The organism is Grimontia kaedaensis (assembly GCF_023746615.1).
GTDB lineage: Bacteria > Pseudomonadota > Gammaproteobacteria > Enterobacterales > Vibrionaceae > Enterovibrio > Enterovibrio kaedaensis.
Window position 1 is genome coordinate 1,463,053 of record NZ_CP082275.1, and the last position, 16,524, is coordinate 1,479,576.

Sequence of the window (16,524 nt, forward strand, 5' to 3'; positions counted from 1 at the left end):
TTATTTTTTTGTTTTTTTTGCCCAACAAATGTGATGTTGGAAATCTACGTGTCAAAAATAGCAGAATTATCACTGCGCTTTCTTGGTTTCTTTGCTGAGACTGTGACGAGAATTTAATTCGAAAGCGGATATTCGGCTGTCTTTTTTCCTGATTTGTAGGCTGGAATAACGCCTCGTTTGTGGACTTAAATGCCTATCTATTAAATCGGGGGAGGTCCAGTAATCAAGGCGCTGATATTGTTATCAAACTTATGGATATATTGAAATTTGATATACCCATTCAAGGCCGCTTTGTGAGCAAGATGGAGTGTCTCCATTGGAGCCTCCAGTCACAACCCATATCTTTTTGTCGGCCATTAGTGCAGACAGAGCTATCGATAACATCTGCGCACGTTGGTCTGAAACGTTCTCGCCCTCGCTTATCAAAAACCATGGGTTTGGATTGCTCTGAGAGTGTCCACCACAGCCATGCCACGTGATGTTTTTGAATCTAATCAAAGTTTGGTTACCATGCGCCACTTTTATTTCAGCGATCTTATCTTCCTGAGACCAAGCCCAGCTTGAGGTGCTGGTCATTAGACAAACGAGTGCCGATAGAAATATTGGCTTAACTAAGTTGAGTTTCATATTTAAGTTCGATGCCCTTTGGGTACTAAATTCGGAATATCTCTTGCCTGACTACAAACCTTAACACGGTGTCAAATTTGGTCGATACGATTTACAAAGAAATGAGTCTTAGCACTCACTATTGAAAGCATTGTCAATAAGGCTGTTTTGAGTTAAACCGCTTGAGGCCCACCAAAAACCGCGTTATTTTATTCCCAATAATGTATAACCTCGACCTTTCAAAGGGCCGAGGTTTTTTTATACCTGAATTTCAGGAGGGAAGACGATGGCCTTTAAATTGGGTAAACGTTCCCAAACAATACTCTTACCTCTTCACACAGACATTCAACGCGTCATCGAGCGCGCCATTCAAATCACCAAGGTAGATTTCACTGGTTTAGAGGGCCTCAGGAAGCCTGCATGTCAAAAGCAGCTCTTTGCTCAAAGGCGCTAAGAGGACCTTTGTTAATACACCACGATTAAGAAGGGTATGCCATACTACTGGATTGCGTCGATTTGGAGTGTGTAAATACACCACTTCGGTTTCTAGTAGACCAAGGTCACTCTAATGTCGTACTAAGGGAATTATTTTGGGAAAAGCACAAGAAACATGGATTTGTGGATTCTGGACAAGAATCGGAGCTTTATATACTGATATTCTATTTTTAGCAATTGTTGGGAATCTTTTAGGTATCGTCCATAAAGATTTTCTCGCTCAGCTTGGTGGGTGGGGATGAAGGGGATATTGATGACGATTTATAAGTTAGCCATGCTTCAATATACGACATTTTACGCAGAAATAGCTGTAAAAGATGAAACTGTATATGATCTTCAATAAAGTCTTACATCGATAATGTTCCATAATATTTTAAATTGATACTACTGTAGCATTTCATTATGGTAGTCATACAAAGAAATAAAGTAGTTTTATGTGGATTATAGTTAGGAGAATTTTAATGAAAAAAACGATGTTTCTGATTATTTTTCTGATAAGTGGAAGTGTCTATGCAGACACTAACCTGCCCCCCCAAACAATAACCAAAATTGCGACAGGTTGGGATAAAGAAGGTATCTTCCTTTCTTTTTCTGAAGATATCAAGGTAGAAGGTTGCGCTGACTCTAGAGTTCGTATTGAACGTGATCATCCATTGAAAGACGACATATTATCCATTGCACTATCGGCTTTTTACGCGGGTAAGCAGGTTCAAGTAAGAGTCTCTGGATGTATTGGGGCTCAGCATAGAGGTATTGCAATATCTGTTCTTAATTAAGAACATAAAAGGCAATGGACGGGACGCATTTGTCAATACGATAAATTGTCAAAGTGTCATTAATTCAGAAATTTAAAGTGGTTTCTGGCGTTGTGATTACAACCACTAATACGGAGATTAAAAAATGAAGAATGTAATTATCTTGACTTCTATGTTGTTATCGGCAAATGCTTGGGGCGTAGAACATATTAATTTGACCGTTGATAAATGTCGAGTTATTCCTAACGGAGATCTTCGCGTGATCGGCAACTCAAATGGTATAACAAAAACTATATCTCTGCAGAATAGCACCTTTAGTAAAGATGTTATGGATAGGTATGTTTCGTTGTGTATGGCGGGTGTTGTATCTGGTAAGACAGTTCGTATTGACTATTTAAACTGTTCTGATTCTAACTGTACAGGAACAGGCAATACATCTTTGGAACTTTTTAAGTAAACTCATGTGATAAGGCTATGTCGAATTATTGAACTTAAAATCAGTAATTAGGCTTTGCATATTATTGAAGCTTGCCGAAAAGTGATGTAATTTATACCCATCATGCAAAACCTCGACCCTTCACCGGGCCGAGGTTTTTTTGTGCCTGTTTGAACCCGCCAAGTGCGGGTTTTTTCGTACATGGGATCTGGAGGCGATATGGCTTATCAGTTTGGAAAGCGATCACTCAAACGTCTTTCACCGCTTCATCCCGACCTTATCAAGGTCATGAAACGCGCCATTGAGATAACAGCGGTTGATTTTACGGTGCTGGAAGGGCGAAGAACGATTGAGCGCCAGAAAACGCTATTGGCGAAAGGGGCGTCAACGACGATGCGCAGCCGACACCTCACTGGCCATGCGGTTGACCTTGGTGCTTATGTGGATGGTCGTGTTGACTGGAGTTGGCCGCTGTACCACAAGATAGCCGAGGCGGTAAAACAAGCGGCAGCAGAGTTGGATATCCCCATCGAGTGGGGCGGCGACTGGAAAACGTTCAAAGACGGACCGCATTTCCAGCTTCCCTGGTCAGACTATCCGTTAGAGCAGGAGGCTGCCTGATGAGTGTTTGGAACTTTATCACGGGCCTCGTTGAGCCTGTAACCGACCTGATAGATGACCTGCATACCAGTGAAGAAGAGCGGCTTGAGGTCAAAGCCAAGCTATTTGCCATGCAAAGCGCGATGGCAGCCAAGGTGATGGATTATGAAGCGCGTCTGATTGAAGCCAAAACCAAGGTCATTACTGCAGAAGCACAAGGCGCGAGTTGGTTACAACGTAACTGGCGTCCTATCACCATGCTTACATTCCTCGTGCTCGTTGTTGCGGACACGTTTGGGTTAACTGAATTTCGTTTAGCCGCTGAGGCATGGACCTTACTACAAATTGGTTTGGGCGGTTATGTGGTTGGCAGAAGCGCTGAGAAGATTGTCCCGAAGATCACTGAGGTGATGAGGAAGGATTGAATATGAATGATTCCGCTTCGGCCATTTCCTATAGTGCTTCTGCTGTTACGACCATGGCAGGACTCACCATCAATGAGTGGGTTGCCCTGGGCGGCTTTCTGATTGGTGTCGCCACCTTTGCCGTTAACTGGTGGTACAAACACGTGCAAACCAAAATCCTTCAGGACCAGAGCAAGCAAGACTAGCTTGCCAATACTTCCATGACCTACAAATCCGGCCGCATCGCCAGCGTTATCCGTTGGAACGGTGTCAGTGCGCGCGTGAGACTCAAAGATGGCTCTCGAGTCACCACCAAGGCGAGCTATCGTCCCCGTGTTGGTGATTGGGTTGTGGAAGGGGAATTGAGCTGCGAGCAGGTTAGTTAGTTATGGCTAAGGATTGGAAGAAGCTACAAGCACAGTTTCAGCATGACCATGAGAAATACGGTACCGGTGCGCGTGAATGGTGCGAGGCAAAAGGGCTCAATTATCAGAGTGCGCGTCGATACATCAAAGTGCGCAGCACCCCGCCAATCGACAGTGCGCAAAAGAAAAGTGCGCAGAAACGAAATGCGCAGAGACGGGCGGCACAAGAGAAACTCCAGAAGACCCAGGTCATCATCATCGATGAGAGTCAACGCGAGAAAGCTGAACGTGGTGAAGACGTCAAAGGAGAGCCACTGAGAAAAGGCGGCATTTACGCGCGCTACTTTCCTACTGAAAAGCAGGTGATGTTTGATGCGGCGTTTACCGCCACGTTAGATGATGAACTGGCACTGACACGGGCAAGACTTCAAAACAGCATTGAGTATCTCGGCAAAATCCATGAGGACATCACCAAGGCAGAAGACCTCGAGCAACGAGTCGCGCTCTATGAGTCTTTCACCCGCCTGAATGGCCAGCTCGATACCTTAACGGCACGCATTGAATCACTGACGCGAACCATGAGCTCATTGGGCATCGATGAAGTGAGCCACGAGAAGATTGTCGCTGATACACAGCGTATAAGGAACGCCTCACGCAAACTGGCTCTGGAAGCGGATAACCTTTCGAAAGAGGGTAAAGGTGATGAGACGCCACTTGGCCGCATGCTCGATGAGCTGAGAAGAATGGGCTCTGGCGGATTGATGAACTCGTGAGGCGATGTTGATGAATGACAGAGCACGAGCAAGCGGAGGAAATCAGACGCAACCTTGGTGACAAGTGGTGGCGCCTTAACAACCTCTACAAAATCGAAAACGAACAGGGCGAGTTAGTCACCTTTCGTTTGAGGCCAGCGCAAAGGCTGCTGTTTGAGCTGATGCACTGGCTCAACATCATCCTGAAGGCCAGACAGATTGGCTTCTCCACCGCGATAGACATTTACCTGTTGGATGAAGCCCTTTTCAACAACAACCTGAAGTGCGGCATCATTGCCCAGGACCAAAATGCCTCGGGTGAGATATTCCGGACCAAGATAGAAATCCCGTTCGACAACTTGCCGGAGTGGTTGAAGGCCCGCTTCAAAATCAAATCGCGGACCTCAGGGAAGACGGGCGGCAGTATCCTGTTTGAGCATGGATCGAGCATTCAGGTCGCCACTTCATTCCGTTCAGGCACCGTGCATCGCTTGCACGTTTCAGAACACGGCAAGATTTGCGCGCAATACCCTCAGAAAGCCAAGGAAGTCAGAACCGGGACGCTCAATGCGATTCATCCGGGTTGTGTGGCGTTCATCGAATCGACCGCCGAAGGAGTTGGCGGCGATTTTCATGCGATGTCCATGAAGTCGATGGAGCATGCGAGAGTTGACGCCGAGCTAACCCAACTCGATTGGAAGTTCCACTTCTTCGCGTGGTGGCATGACCCGAAGTATCGGGCACCGGTACCAAAGCATGGTCTGGTGATGAGCAAAACCCATCGTGAGTACTTTGCTGCAGTGGAAGAAGCCATGGACTGCAGCATCGATGACGAGCAAAGACAGTGGTACCTGCTGAAAGAAGCAGAGCAGGGCGAAGAGATGAAACAGGAGTTTCCCTCGACGCCTATCGAAGCGTTCCTCACATCAGGGCGCCGCGTCTTTGATGCCAACCATGTGATGACCGCGGAAGGCCAATGCAGCAAACCACTCATTGTGTATGACGTTGAGCCCGTCACAGGCAAGCGCACCAAAGCGCCAAAACCTGAAAGGCTGGATGAGCAAGGCCAGCGTAGCTTGATGAACATGCTGTTGGTCTGGGAGCTGCCAGACCCCGATGAGGAATATGCCTTGGGTGTCGATATCGCAGAAGGGCTTGAGCATGGAGATAGAGCGAGCCTTGATATCGTTAAGCGTAGCGATGGCGAACAGGTGGCGCATTGGTATGGGCTCCTTGATGTTGAGCTCTTGGCGCATCTCGTGGCCCATTTAGGCAAGTGGTACAACAAAGCTTATGCCGGACCGGAGCGAAACAATCACGGGCACGCTTTCATTCTGGCCTTCAAAGAGCTTTACCCAACGCAGCGCATTTACTGCGAGCAATACATTGACCGCGATGACGAAGACGAAACGGTCAAACTTGGTTGGCTCACCACTAAGCATTCCAAGCCCATTCTCACTGAAGGCATGAAAACACTACTGCGTCATGGTCAGTCCGGCATCAACTGGATAGGTACCGTGTCAGAGCTGCATACCTTCGTGTATGACAAGAAAGGCGCAATGGGAGCACAGGAAGGGTGCTTTGACGACCAGGTCATGAGTTATCTGATAGCACAGGAGATGCGGGCAAGGATGCCAGCCCGCGTGGTGAAGGACAAAGAAGCGCAACACCCAAGAGTGAAACACTGGATGGCGAGGTAAATGACCGCAGCATTGACAGACAAAGGCATGGAGACCGAGCAGCTGACCGCCATCATGTCGGACATCGATGCGCAGCCCCAGTGGCGAAGCAACGCGAATCGGGCTTGTGCTTACTATGACGGCGACCAGCTTTCACCCCAGCTGATTGAGGTACTGCGAGAGCGGGGCCAGCCTGAAACCATGCATAACCTCGTGGCACCGGCCATTGACGGTGTGCTCGGGATGGAAGCCAAAACCCGCACCGATTTGATGGTGGTGGCTGACGATCCAGATGAGGAGATGGAAGCCATTGCCGAAGCCATCAATGCAGAGTTTTCCGATGCTGCCAGACTGGGCCGTTTGGATAGGGCCCGCTCAGAAGCCTATGCCGGTCAGACTAAGTGTGGCATCGGCTTTGTCGAAGCCTATCGAAACCCTGATCCCTTTGGGCCCAAGTACAAAATCAGGCATGTTCCCCGAGATGAGGTTTTCTGGGACTGGTTCTCCATTGAACCGGATTGGTCGGATTGTAATTGGGTGATGCGCCAGCGGTGGGAAGAGATAGATACTCTCAAAGCCCGTATGCCGGACAAAGCCAAGATCTTCGAATACGCGGTCAAGGAGTGGGAAGGCTTTGCGGATGTCGCGTTGATTGAAGGGATAGACGCCAACTTGGTGAGTGCCTGGGAAGAGTATCAAGGTTGGAGCCGTTCACACTCTGAGTACCTCAGCACCAACCGAAAGCGTATCCGAATCCAAATCGTGTATCGCCGGCACATAGAGCGCAAAACAGTGATCCGCTTGAGTGACGGCAGGGTGATTGAGTACCAGCCGGATAATTTGATGCATGCGACTGCTGTGGCCATGGGGAAAGCGACACTGGATGTGGGGCAGGTGAGCCGCATTGTAGAGACCTGGTTTGCCGGTCCCCATAAGTTGGGGTCACGACCCTGTCAGGCACCCAACGGCATGTTTCCCATCGTCCCGTTCTATGGGTACCGCAAAGACAAGAGCGGCGAGCCCTACGGTCTCATTGCCCGTGCGATTCCTGCACAAGACGAGGTCAACTTCCGCCGTATCAAACTGACTTGGCTCTTGCAGGCCAAACGGGTGATTGCGGACGAGGATGCCACCAACATGAGCCGCGACCGGTTATTGGAGGAGGTCGAGCGACCCGATGGCTACATCGAACTGAACCCACAGCGCAAGAACAAGAAAAGCCTCGCTGAAGCGCTGCAGGTACAACAGGACTTCAGTGTCGCAGCGCAGCAGTTCGAGGTCATGCAGGACTCGATGAAGCTCATTCAGGACACCATGGGGATTTACTCTGCGTTTCTCGGACAGGAAGGAGCGGCAGATTCAGGCGTCGCCATTGCTAATCTGGTTGAGCAAGGCTCGACGACACTGGCAGAGCTTAACGACAACTACCGCTTATCCAGCCAAATGTTGGGTGAACTCATCCTTGGTTACATCATCGAGGACTTAAGCAGCCAGACGAACAAGCCCGTCGTGATCAATCGCGACAACAAGCTCAAGCGCAAAACTGTCATTCTGAACGAAGACACCGGAGACGGGCTAAACAATGAGGTCTCGAGGCTACGCGCGCATATCTCGCTAGCACCGATTCAGCAAACCACCGCGTATAAGGCCCAGCTTGCCGACCGCATGATGATGCTGACATCCAACTTGCCGCCTGAAGCGCAGATGGCGGTATTTGATCTGGTGTGCGAGCTCTCCGATATCCCCAACAAGCAAGAGTTCATTGAGCGGATACGCGGGGCCTTAAACGTTCAGAAAGATCCCGAAGACATGACTCCACAAGAGCAGGAAGCGTTTGAAGCTGAGCAGCAAAAAGCCGCTGAGCAAGAAGCGCTGGTCATGCGTGAAATGGCCGCGAAAGTGGGTGAGCTGGAAGCCAAGGTCGAGAAACTGAAATCCGAGACCGCTTCTTCCCAATATGACAATGCCAAGAAGCAGGCCGAGACCGGTAAAACACTCGCTGAAATGCAAAAGCTCACGGAAGAAATGAAGCAGCTTCGTGGGCAGTACGATGCGTTTCTCTCCCAGCAAATAGATGCGTTGCAGTTATAGAGGTAAAGCATGAAATTCCATGGTGTTGGACGACATGAATATCGCGTCACGTTGACACTGGGCGATCTGGAAAGTGCCCAACAAATCGCGTGTGCACATGGCGGGAATGGGCGTATTTTTTTAGTACCGATGTTGGGCGGGGCTATTGCTGATGCGTCGTCAGGCCGATTGCGTTTCTCGGTGCTGTTGGCCGGTGTAAAGGAAGACATCCCCAACGGTGTTGTTGACCTTGCCACTACCACACCAGCCAATTATGAAAAGCCATCGTGGTCAGGACTTGCCGACAAGGTGCAGGTGGACATAGAGGCTCCCCTTGCCGGCATTGATGCGGTACAAGTGATCATCGAGAGGTGGTGAGATGCGTGATAAGGCGGAGACGTTTTCTGGGCTACCCGCAGGGTTTGGGTACCATGTGGAAGGTGAGTACCTTGTGCTTTCTTTCGGTGAGCAGGAAGTGTGGCGGGCCAAACCCGGCGAGCTCAAGCTTAATCGTCTGGAAGAAGGGTTTGAGCCACCGCGTGGAGAGGAACCTGGCGCACAATACAAGAACATTGTCTTCGTGGGTGATTCGCTGACCCGGGACATAGGTCAGAGTCTGACGACGCCCAGTGAGAAAGCCACGGCTATCTTTCAGGCTGAAGGCATGGATGTCACGGTGTATGGCTGGGGATGGTCGGGGTATCACATTAAAAATGGTACGCTGAAATTGGCTGAAGCCCTCAACGCGTTTGGCCCCGACACAAATACCCTGTTTGTGGTCACTCTTGGCATGAATGACGTGAATACCACCAAGCCGTATGCGTCAGCGACCCAAGAACAAAAAGACCGGATAGCGGCCGACTATGCCGCCATGGTCACTGTGATTGGTGACCGGATGGGTGATTGCATTATCAACAGCATTCCGTTTGCTGATTTTGACACCAATGGGGATGGTGTGGGAGAGGTGAAAGACGATGCCTCACTGGGCACTTTGGCTTACAACACGGCACTCATGCTGCCTATCCAAAACGATAAGTTTAAAAACAGTGATGGATACCCCGTCCTTGATTGGTATGGCATGACGATGGAGCTTCAACCATTGATGCATCCTGATGGGATCCATTACACCGCTGAAGGTAATCGCCTAAAGCAAAAGAAAACCGCGCAGCGCCTCGCCTACCTGTTTACAGGAGAGGGCATGCCACCGCCATATTCTCACGAACCATCGCTGGCGAGTATTGCAAACCCAAACGCTTGTCTGGTGAACTTCGGGGTCTCCGCCATCAATGGGACAGGAAAGGGAAATGGGCAGGGTGTGACTCGCCAGCAGATTATCGACAAAGCGGTTATCCCTCTTATCCCGAACAATAAAACTGCACCTGTATTGTCGTTAACGTTTGAGCACAGTGTGAGTGCGACAAACGAACTGAACATGTATTTTACGAACGTCATCGTTGACCGCGACTTTGATTACAGCCTGGGCTGCGATCCCTTTTACAAAGAAACACTTTTCGTCCGCCGGGGCGTCACGATGACCCTCATCATCCAAGGATTAGCCGCCAATGCGTCCGTCAACCTGGGGTTTATGGGATATCGAAGTGCATCCAGTGAAAACATCTCCATCGTTGAGGATGTGCTGAATCCTGCCAATGCTGCTCAATGGAATACGTCAGACCTTCAGGCGGAAGAGGCCACGTTAACGGTCACTGCCAATGGTAATGGCGAGGCTAGCGTGAGCTTGAAACCGGGGCCAGACAGTACCTTCGCTTACCTCGGAGGGATGCGAATATCCCCCTGAATAATCTTTTTTACTGAGCCGCCTTCGGGCGGTTTTTTTGTCTCTGCCGCTAAGGGTTCTTTCGAGAGCCTTTAACCGCACAGACAGCGACACGTCTACATAGGAGAAGCAAGCGTGGACATCGACATTACAGGTAATGAAACCCTCGAGGAACTGGAAGCATTGACGGAAAAGTATGCCGATGCGGAGGTAGTTGACGAACTGCCTGCAGACGACGAACAGCCTGAAGAGCAACCGGAGACTGACACCCCATCTGAAGCCGACACTGACGCGGACCCGGCACCCGCGGATGAGGAGCCAATCGAGGAAGAGGAGCCAACACCGACGGGCATCGAAGCCAAAGACGGCGAGCATGTTATTCCTTATGACGTACTCGAGCGTGAGCGCAAAGAGAAAGCCCAAATCAAAGAGCAATTGGAGAGCTCAGAACGGCTGCTTGCCGTGAGAGACCGACAGCTCAAGCGGTTAGGTGTGGACCCTGAAGATTTACCTGAAAACCTGCAGCTGACGGACGAGCAACTTGACGCGTTAGCGGATGACTATCCCGAGATTGGTTTTGCCATCCGGGGGCTGGTCGCCAAAGTCGCCCGTCTGGAACAACCGCAGGACCACGAGGCAGACCCTCCAAGGCCCTCAACCGAATCCGACACGGACACTCACCCAGTGTTAGCGGCTATTCATGCTAATGAAGCGCTCAAAGCGTGGCACGAAAGCGGGGGAGAGCAATGGAACAAAGCCATGGATATCGATGACCAATTGCGCGCGGATCCCGAATGGGCTGACAGGCCCCTAGAGGCACGTTTTCAGGAAGTGACTCGCCTGACAAAAGCGCACTTTGACCAACAGGTGAAAGAGAAAGCGAAGGAAGCCGAGCAGAAAATTCAAGAAGACGTCTTGCCCAGTTCACCGAGCGAGATGGGCTCATCCACTCAACACACCCCCACCAAAGCTGACCAACTCTTGAATGCAGATGCGTCAGAGATGCAAAGCCTGATGGCAGACATGTCGATGGAAGAGATAGACACCCTCCTTGCTCAGTTCAGTGATTAGCACTGCCGTGTAGACGGCATCGGAAACCGCCCGCGTGGCGGTTTTTTTTGTGTGAAGGATACCGAGCATGACAACCATTACGCGTGAGCAAGCCAGGCGCTTGCAGGAAGCGGCACTGTTTACTGCCGCCAACCGAAACCGCTCGATGACGAATATGCTGACCGAGCAGGCCCCGAAAGCCGCCATGGGCGACAAAAAGGGCAACAAGCAATCGTCACCTGGCGCGCCTATTGTGCAGGTCACAGACCTCAAAAAAACCAAGGGTGATACCGTGGACATGCAGATCGTCCACAAACTCACCAAACGCCCAACCATGGGTGATCAACGCATCGCGGGTCGCGGCGAATCGCTCGACTTCACGGAGTTTGAACTTTCCATCGACCAAGGCCGTCACCAAGTGGATGCTGGCGGTAAGATGAGCAAGCAGCGCACTACCCATAATTTGATGGGCACGGCGCGCACCTTGCTCGGCACTTACTACAACGATTTGAAAGACCAACTCGCCACCATTCACTTTGCTGGTGCCCGTGGAGACTTTCTGGCAGATGACACCATCGTGCCATTGTCTGCGCACGAGGAATACGCTGGCATGCTGGTAAATGACGTGTTGCCACCCACGTATGACCGCCATTTTTTCGGGGGCGATGCCACCACGTTTGAAACCCTCGATCAGGCGGATGTGTTCAGCATGAGTGTGGTGGACGACTTGTCACTGTTTCTTGATGAGATGGCCCATCCTCTTCAGCCCATTCGTTTTAATGACGACAAGCTGGCTGGCGATGAACCGTTTTTCATCCTGAACATCACGCCGCGCCAGTGGCATGACTTCAAGCAAACCTCGTCCTACAAAGATTGGCAACAACTCACGGCTACCGCGATGAAGCGCAAGAGTGACTTCAGTCATCAGGTGTTTCGTGGGGATTGCGTGATGCATGAAAACATCCTGGTCCGCAAATACCTTGGCATGCCTATCCGCTTCAATCCGGGTTCCACCGTCGATATCTCCGCCAACGACAACGATGCCACCGTTACTCAGGTGACTTCGGGTACCACCGTTGATCGCGCCATGCTCATCGGTGCGCAGGGGTTAGCGGATGCATGGGGTTCAACATCCAAAGGCAGTCAGTTCAGTGTCCACACGGAGAAAACCGACTCCGGTAACCGGGACGAGGTGACGATTGCATGGATGAATGGCCTTAAGAAAATCCGCTTTAAAGACAAACATGGCCGCATGAACGACCACGGTGTGGTTGCCGTGGATACCGCCATTTCGATGGGCTGAATGAAGGCTGGGTCAATCCCGGCCTCTGATTGGGAGAAAGATTATGCCAAACGTTATCAAAGCCCCATCCATGCATGACCGTATGTATGTGGGCGCCCACGGCAATGTCTCACAGGCTTTTACGGGCGTGGCATTGAATGCGGCTGCTATCGATACCTTGGTCGAAATGATCCAGGTTGAAATTGGCATCAGCCTGATTGGCCTTCGTGTGAACACGGATGGATTGGGCAGTGGGGTGGCCGTTGATATCAAGCTGGGTGATACCTTACTGGCGGCCGACATCGATGTCAGCCAGGCGGGCTCGCAGGCGCTCTTTATCGATACGGTGTACACCATGGGCAAGGACGTGCTCACGGCCACCGTTAAGGGCGCATCTGCAACTGGCCGTCTGGAGGTCAACCCTGAATACGTGGTGAAAGGGTACTAAGGCGCTTCGGCGCCTTTTCTTTTGGAGGAGAGTGAGGATGGAAAGCATCGTTTATGTGGGGCCAAAGGACGTTAAGCGTGACACCGTCACGGGGTCAAGGCTCGTTTTCCCGCGGCTCAAGCCGATTGAAGTCAGCGCTGAGCAGGCTGCCATGTTGCTGCGCTTTGAGCAGGTGTTCTTGCCCCAGGCAGCACTGAAAGCGTTTTTGGAGGCGGAAAAAGCCAATGAGAAAGCGCTGGAAGAAGCCAAAGCAATGGCAGACGCCGAGGCCAAATTACGTCAAGAAGCCTTGGATATGACCGTGACCATTGATGGCGATGTCGTAGATTTGTCCAAGATGGCAGGGCCCAAACTAGCGACATGGGTGGAGAGTGTGGAGGGGCTGGACGTTGAAGCGAAAGGGCCACAAGAGCCGATGCCGGATTACCGTAAACGCGTGCGTGATGCCGTGCGTGCTTTGGATGACGTGTGATGCGTGAAGTCCCGGTCTCTGCGTACTTGCCAAGGCTTCGAACATTAGTAAACGTCCCTTTAGAGCCCCTCATGGAGGAAGCGGTCGTTTGGGCCGCTCAGGCGTTTTGTCGCCGCAGTCTTGCGATTTGGCGCGCTCGTACTTTTCATCAAGTCTTCAAGCATCAGACCATCAGTACGATTGAACAGTCCTCGTTAAATCACCGCACGTTGGGGGCGCTCAAATCAGCAGAAATTATATCGGTAACGTCAAAAGGTGAGCGTTTGGTGGTTGGAAGAGACTATAACGCAGTCTCACTCGACGACGTGCATTTCCTAGATGCGTTTGATGATGTCACCGTGACGTGTGCCGTCGAGCCGAGGGTAGGATCTTCGCATTTGCCGGCGTCACTGTTCAATGACTGGGAAGACGGCATTTGCGCTGGCGCTGCGAAAAGACTGTTGTTGCAACCCGACAAAGATTGGTCGGACGTTGCCCTTGCCGGGTATTACGAGAGGGAGTTTGTCGAGGCCATTCGCAAAGCCCGACGTTGGCGTCTCGAGGTGAGCCCCGACGTGACACCAGAGAATCCGCTATCGCGAAAACGGAGTTTCGTCTGATGAAAATCTCAGATGTAGTTGACCGGCTTGGTAGTGATCTCGTGGATAAGGACTATGTTCACTGGTCGCGTGAAGAGCTCCTTGCTTATATCAATGATGGCTTGTCAGAAATGGCTCTCAATTTGCCTTCACAGTTTCGTGTCGTGGCCACCGTTCAAACCGATACCGGTGAAATCACGCTTCCCCCCGAAGGCATTAAGGTGTTGTCTGTCCAGCACGTCGAAGGGAGACCGGTCAACTATGTCGAGATGACAAAGCTCAACCAGCTCGATGCCGCTTGGCGGGGACGCGTAGGGCAGCCCTCTTCCTGGACGCAAGAAGAGGATGAACAGCGGTCTTACTCACTCTATCCGCGGCCAACCGCCATGATGAGTGTTACTCACGCATACTCCGCTTTTACGCCACTTCAAGAAGACGATGCGTTGCCCATTCACTCCGTTTATCTGTCAGCGGTTGTGGATTACGCCATGTACCGTGCTTATGGGAAAGACGGCCAGAATGCCAGCGAGCAAAACAAGTCGATAAACCATTATCAAATTTTCAATGCTGCTATTGGCCGAGAGGTGAATGTTAAGCACAGGCACAAGCTTGAGCGAGAGCAGAGAGAGAACAAGCGATGATTACCGTTAAAGGATGCTTGACTGATGCGACGGGTGAAGTCGTGTTGGGTAAAGCGATGATCGAGTTCGTTGCCCAGCGTTCAGTCGGAGAGGTTTTCGCATATGCCGGTGCTTATGAAATTACGGATGAAAATGGCAACTATGAATTTACTCTAAAGGCAGGCGAATACCTGGTTTATGCCCAGGTCAATAAGCGCAGTGATGTTGAGCCACTGGGGCCATGTACGGTGTTGCCGGAGATGGAGGGAGAACATGATATTGAGTCTCTGCTTCGATTCTCTGAGCCAGTTCTTCCTGAGACGGTGCAGCAAAGTATCGTATTGCGCGATGAGGTCCGAGAGAAGCATAACGATGTCTCGGGATGGCATACCACGGTCAATGAGAAAGCCCAAGCCGTTAATGAGGATGCTACGCAGACGGCATCAGACAGGGAACAAACGGGCCTTGACCTACAAAAGGTGGCTGAGCACCGCGAAGCGGTTGAACAAGCATTTGAAGATACTGGCTTACTCGCGCAGCAAGTAGTTGAACACCATACGGTAGTGAACCAAAAGGCACAGCAGGTCTCAACTCACCATAGTGACGTCACCGAGAAGGCCAATCAGGTTTCCGGAAACACCCAAACTGTCACTCAACTGCATTCAGAGGTTGAGTCACTAAAAGAGCATGCGCAAAACAGCGCTTCAACAGCTTCAAGTAAAGCTGACATTGCCAGAAACTGGGCTGAAAAAGACGTCGATAGCGAGGTTGCTCCTGACGCGTTTTCCTCGAAACACTGGGCTGTAAAGAGTGCAACCTTTGCAAGCTCTGCAAGCAATTCGGCTGTAGGAGCGGCACAGGCCGAGCACTCCACAGAGAACCTGAAAAATGAGACGAAAGGATTGAGGGATGAGGCGCTTCAGGCGCGCAGTGAGATCCAAGTTTTGGCGACTTATGAGAACGCGCTGTGGTCACTCATTCATACAACGGCCGATCAGGCGGTTCGACAGCTTCGATTCAATGAAAGGCTAAATACTTTGGAGGCATTATGAGTGTTGCAGAAGATGCCATCAGCGCTTTGCAAGAAGCCGCTGCTGCGTACCACGGAAAAATTGACGACATTAACAATCAGCTCGATGCAAAAAAACAGGAACTGGATGCATCTATCGCTGCATTAGGAGCCAGATTGGTTTGGGCAGGGGGACCTAACGGACACTCGCTTGGGGAAGGGCTTGTTGACATGGACTTGAGCAGCACGCATCTCGAAGCCAACTCTGTGTATGCTACGGTTACAGGCGCAGAAATTACCATTAACAAAGCAGGATTGTATATGCTGCATGGCTTTGTCTTGCAACATTCAGGGGGCGGTCAACGCTATCTAGTGGTTCTCATTAATGGTGAAGTTTACCAGTTCACTCACTCTGGTTCGTTTGGTGGCTGGAGTACAGGTTATCCTTCTGTGTTACATAAGTTTTCCGAAGGCGACGTTGTTAAGATTCAAGTGCAAGTATTTGGCTCAAACCTATATAGAGCCCATTCACATGGCCGACATACACGAGTGCATTTGTTGTATTTGGGAGGCCTGGCATGATTGAGTTATCAAGTGGAGAAATTCTAACAAAACTACCAGACGGCAATCTTGATTTTGAAAGCAAAGCTATCGAGTTGCTGGATGATGCAGCAACAGAAGAAACTATCTTGGCAAAAGCTGCAGAACTTGAGTCACAGTACTTGGAAGAGCGCAGCTTTCTGGCAATGACGCAAATGATAGAAGAGCAAGTCTACTTTCATTACAGCCAGAAACAGCAGTCCCAGGATGAGAAATGGAACAGTCGTTTTTCCGCAAAAATTCGGGCGATGGGTGTTACGGATATTGATACCACCATCGTAGACACAGGTAGTAGAGTTTACGCTTCATTGCCGTTGTTTGATGAAGAGGTGAGTGCTGTGTTTGCTGCGTTACCGACCGAAGTTCAAAGCAATGAACCCGACTATCTTCACTACATGCTCGAAAAACTCATTATGATCGCTGTCAAAACTGAATGGGCGGAGAACGTCATTGCTGAAGGGAAGCTAGCTAGGGCAGAACTTCGTGAACCAGTTTGGCCTCCTTTTCCCCGCTTTATGTAACTCAT

22 protein-coding genes are annotated in these 16,524 nt (G+C 50.5%); all 22 read left to right on the plus strand.

What is annotated here, in order from left to right:
- Positions 1-892: 892 nt before the first annotated feature.
- The 22 genes from K6Q96_RS25030 (at position 893) to K6Q96_RS06960 (ending at position 16,519) form a co-directional block, all read left to right on the plus strand.
- On the plus strand, positions 893-1,060 hold the full coding sequence (locus tag K6Q96_RS25030) for a hypothetical protein (protein ID WP_491899751.1): 168 nt from the start codon (positions 893-895) through the stop codon (positions 1,058-1,060).
- A gap of 136 nt (positions 1,061-1,196) precedes the next feature.
- Positions 1,197-1,343, plus strand: a complete 147-nt coding sequence (locus K6Q96_RS06860) for a hypothetical protein (RefSeq protein WP_251878939.1) — start codon at positions 1,197-1,199, stop codon at positions 1,341-1,343.
- Positions 1,344-1,562: 219 nt separating this feature from the next.
- Positions 1,563-1,877 (plus strand): hypothetical protein, encoded by a 315-nt coding sequence (locus K6Q96_RS06865; RefSeq protein ID WP_251878941.1) that lies wholly within the window; start codon positions 1,563-1,565, stop codon positions 1,875-1,877.
- A 124-nt stretch (positions 1,878-2,001) separates the two neighbouring features.
- Positions 2,002-2,313 (plus strand): hypothetical protein, encoded by a 312-nt coding sequence (locus K6Q96_RS06870; protein WP_251878943.1) that lies wholly within the window; start codon positions 2,002-2,004, stop codon positions 2,311-2,313.
- 198 nt (positions 2,314-2,511) lie between these two features.
- Positions 2,512-2,913 carry a M15 family metallopeptidase gene (locus K6Q96_RS06875; protein WP_251878944.1) on the plus strand — a complete coding sequence of 134 codons (402 nt, stop codon included), beginning with the start codon at positions 2,512-2,514 and terminating at the stop codon, positions 2,911-2,913.
- A complete protein-coding gene (locus tag K6Q96_RS06880; RefSeq protein WP_251878946.1) occupies positions 2,913-3,317 on the plus strand; it encodes a 3TM-type holin in 405 nt (134 codons plus the stop codon). Before K6Q96_RS06875 ends, K6Q96_RS06880 begins: the two co-directional genes overlap by 1 nt.
- A gap of 2 nt (positions 3,318-3,319) precedes the next feature.
- On the plus strand, positions 3,320-3,502 hold the full coding sequence (locus tag K6Q96_RS06885; RefSeq protein WP_251878948.1) for a phage holin: 183 nt from the start codon (positions 3,320-3,322) through the stop codon (positions 3,500-3,502).
- 15 nt (positions 3,503-3,517) lie between these two features.
- The gene (locus tag K6Q96_RS06890; RefSeq protein WP_251878949.1) at positions 3,518-3,682 is read left to right on the plus strand and encodes a hypothetical protein; all 165 of its coding nucleotides are present in this window, start codon (positions 3,518-3,520) and stop codon (positions 3,680-3,682) included.
- A gap of 2 nt (positions 3,683-3,684) precedes the next feature.
- Complete coding sequence (locus K6Q96_RS06895; protein WP_251878951.1) at positions 3,685-4,434, plus strand: hypothetical protein; 750 nt, start codon at positions 3,685-3,687, stop codon at positions 4,432-4,434.
- A gap of 14 nt (positions 4,435-4,448) precedes the next feature.
- Complete coding sequence (locus K6Q96_RS06900; RefSeq protein ID WP_251878953.1) at positions 4,449-6,113, plus strand: terminase large subunit; 1,665 nt, start codon at positions 4,449-4,451, stop codon at positions 6,111-6,113.
- Positions 6,114-8,183: a portal protein gene (locus K6Q96_RS06905; protein ID WP_251878955.1), complete on the plus strand. Its 2,070-nt coding sequence runs from the start codon at positions 6,114-6,116 to the stop codon at positions 8,181-8,183.
- 9 nt (positions 8,184-8,192) lie between these two features.
- Positions 8,193-8,540: a hypothetical protein gene (locus K6Q96_RS06910; protein ID WP_251878957.1), complete on the plus strand. Its 348-nt coding sequence runs from the start codon at positions 8,193-8,195 to the stop codon at positions 8,538-8,540.
- A 1-nt stretch (position 8,541) separates the two neighbouring features.
- Positions 8,542-9,960, plus strand: coding sequence for an SGNH/GDSL hydrolase family protein (locus tag K6Q96_RS06915; RefSeq protein WP_251878959.1), 1,419 nt, complete (start codon positions 8,542-8,544; stop codon positions 9,958-9,960).
- A gap of 114 nt (positions 9,961-10,074) precedes the next feature.
- Positions 10,075-11,010, plus strand: a complete 936-nt coding sequence (locus tag K6Q96_RS06920; RefSeq protein ID WP_251878961.1) for a hypothetical protein — start codon at positions 10,075-10,077, stop codon at positions 11,008-11,010.
- 67 nt (positions 11,011-11,077) lie between these two features.
- The gene (locus K6Q96_RS06925; RefSeq protein WP_251878963.1) at positions 11,078-12,292 is read left to right on the plus strand and encodes a N4-gp56 family major capsid protein; all 1,215 of its coding nucleotides are present in this window, start codon (positions 11,078-11,080) and stop codon (positions 12,290-12,292) included.
- A gap of 43 nt (positions 12,293-12,335) precedes the next feature.
- Positions 12,336-12,719 carry a hypothetical protein gene (locus tag K6Q96_RS06930; protein WP_251878965.1) on the plus strand — a complete coding sequence of 128 codons (384 nt, stop codon included), beginning with the start codon at positions 12,336-12,338 and terminating at the stop codon, positions 12,717-12,719.
- Positions 12,720-12,756: 37 nt separating this feature from the next.
- The gene (locus tag K6Q96_RS06935; RefSeq protein WP_251878967.1) at positions 12,757-13,191 is read left to right on the plus strand and encodes a hypothetical protein; all 435 of its coding nucleotides are present in this window, start codon (positions 12,757-12,759) and stop codon (positions 13,189-13,191) included.
- 71 nt (positions 13,192-13,262) lie between these two features.
- A complete protein-coding gene (locus K6Q96_RS06940; RefSeq protein ID WP_251878969.1) occupies positions 13,263-13,790 on the plus strand; it encodes a hypothetical protein in 528 nt (175 codons plus the stop codon).
- Complete coding sequence (locus tag K6Q96_RS06945; protein ID WP_251878971.1) at positions 13,790-14,410, plus strand: phage adaptor protein; 621 nt, start codon at positions 13,790-13,792, stop codon at positions 14,408-14,410. The genes K6Q96_RS06940 and K6Q96_RS06945 overlap by 1 nt, the downstream gene beginning before the upstream one ends.
- A complete protein-coding gene (locus K6Q96_RS06950) occupies positions 14,407-15,441 on the plus strand; it encodes a peptidase associated/transthyretin-like domain-containing protein (protein ID WP_251878973.1) in 1,035 nt (344 codons plus the stop codon). Before K6Q96_RS06945 ends, K6Q96_RS06950 begins: the two co-directional genes overlap by 4 nt.
- Positions 15,438-15,980 (plus strand): hypothetical protein, encoded by a 543-nt coding sequence (locus K6Q96_RS06955; protein ID WP_251878975.1) that lies wholly within the window; start codon positions 15,438-15,440, stop codon positions 15,978-15,980. The genes K6Q96_RS06950 and K6Q96_RS06955 overlap by 4 nt, the downstream gene beginning before the upstream one ends.
- Complete coding sequence (locus K6Q96_RS06960; protein WP_251878977.1) at positions 15,977-16,519, plus strand: hypothetical protein; 543 nt, start codon at positions 15,977-15,979, stop codon at positions 16,517-16,519. Before K6Q96_RS06955 ends, K6Q96_RS06960 begins: the two co-directional genes overlap by 4 nt.
- The last annotated feature ends 5 nt before the right edge of the window (positions 16,520-16,524 follow it).

What these genes read in the sequence shown, in the direction of transcription:
- K6Q96_RS06905 (WP_251878955.1), top strand. Translation starts at nt 6,114, where the DNA reads ATGACCGCAGCATTGACAGACAAAGGCATGGAGACCGAGCAGCTGACC.
- K6Q96_RS06940 (WP_251878969.1), top strand. Translation starts at nt 13,263, where the DNA reads ATGGAGGAAGCGGTCGTTTGGGCCGCTCAGGCGTTTTGTCGCCGCAGT.
- K6Q96_RS06945 (WP_251878971.1), top strand. Translation starts at nt 13,790, where the DNA reads ATGAAAATCTCAGATGTAGTTGACCGGCTTGGTAGTGATCTCGTGGAT.
- K6Q96_RS06885 (WP_251878948.1), top strand. Translation starts at nt 3,320, where the DNA reads ATGAATGATTCCGCTTCGGCCATTTCCTATAGTGCTTCTGCTGTTACG.
- K6Q96_RS06955 (WP_251878975.1), top strand. Translation starts at nt 15,438, where the DNA reads ATGAGTGTTGCAGAAGATGCCATCAGCGCTTTGCAAGAAGCCGCTGCT.
- K6Q96_RS06960 (WP_251878977.1), top strand. Translation starts at nt 15,977, where the DNA reads ATGATTGAGTTATCAAGTGGAGAAATTCTAACAAAACTACCAGACGGC.
- K6Q96_RS06950 (WP_251878973.1), top strand. Translation starts at nt 14,407, where the DNA reads ATGATTACCGTTAAAGGATGCTTGACTGATGCGACGGGTGAAGTCGTG.
- K6Q96_RS06895 (WP_251878951.1), top strand. Translation starts at nt 3,685, where the DNA reads ATGGCTAAGGATTGGAAGAAGCTACAAGCACAGTTTCAGCATGACCAT.
- K6Q96_RS06930 (WP_251878965.1), top strand. Translation starts at nt 12,336, where the DNA reads ATGCCAAACGTTATCAAAGCCCCATCCATGCATGACCGTATGTATGTG.
- K6Q96_RS06865 (WP_251878941.1), top strand. Translation starts at nt 1,563, where the DNA reads ATGAAAAAAACGATGTTTCTGATTATTTTTCTGATAAGTGGAAGTGTC.
- K6Q96_RS06935 (WP_251878967.1), top strand. Translation starts at nt 12,757, where the DNA reads ATGGAAAGCATCGTTTATGTGGGGCCAAAGGACGTTAAGCGTGACACC.
- K6Q96_RS06890 (WP_251878949.1), top strand. Translation starts at nt 3,518, where the DNA reads ATGACCTACAAATCCGGCCGCATCGCCAGCGTTATCCGTTGGAACGGT.
- K6Q96_RS06925 (WP_251878963.1), top strand. Translation starts at nt 11,078, where the DNA reads ATGACAACCATTACGCGTGAGCAAGCCAGGCGCTTGCAGGAAGCGGCA.
- K6Q96_RS06875 (WP_251878944.1), top strand. Translation starts at nt 2,512, where the DNA reads ATGGCTTATCAGTTTGGAAAGCGATCACTCAAACGTCTTTCACCGCTT.
- K6Q96_RS06900 (WP_251878953.1), top strand. Translation starts at nt 4,449, where the DNA reads ATGACAGAGCACGAGCAAGCGGAGGAAATCAGACGCAACCTTGGTGAC.
- K6Q96_RS06870 (WP_251878943.1), top strand. Translation starts at nt 2,002, where the DNA reads ATGAAGAATGTAATTATCTTGACTTCTATGTTGTTATCGGCAAATGCT.
- K6Q96_RS06915 (WP_251878959.1), top strand. Translation starts at nt 8,542, where the DNA reads ATGCGTGATAAGGCGGAGACGTTTTCTGGGCTACCCGCAGGGTTTGGG.
- K6Q96_RS06910 (WP_251878957.1), top strand. Translation starts at nt 8,193, where the DNA reads ATGAAATTCCATGGTGTTGGACGACATGAATATCGCGTCACGTTGACA.
- K6Q96_RS06880 (WP_251878946.1), top strand. Translation starts at nt 2,913, where the DNA reads ATGAGTGTTTGGAACTTTATCACGGGCCTCGTTGAGCCTGTAACCGAC.
- K6Q96_RS25030 (WP_491899751.1), top strand. Translation starts at nt 893, where the DNA reads ATGGCCTTTAAATTGGGTAAACGTTCCCAAACAATACTCTTACCTCTT.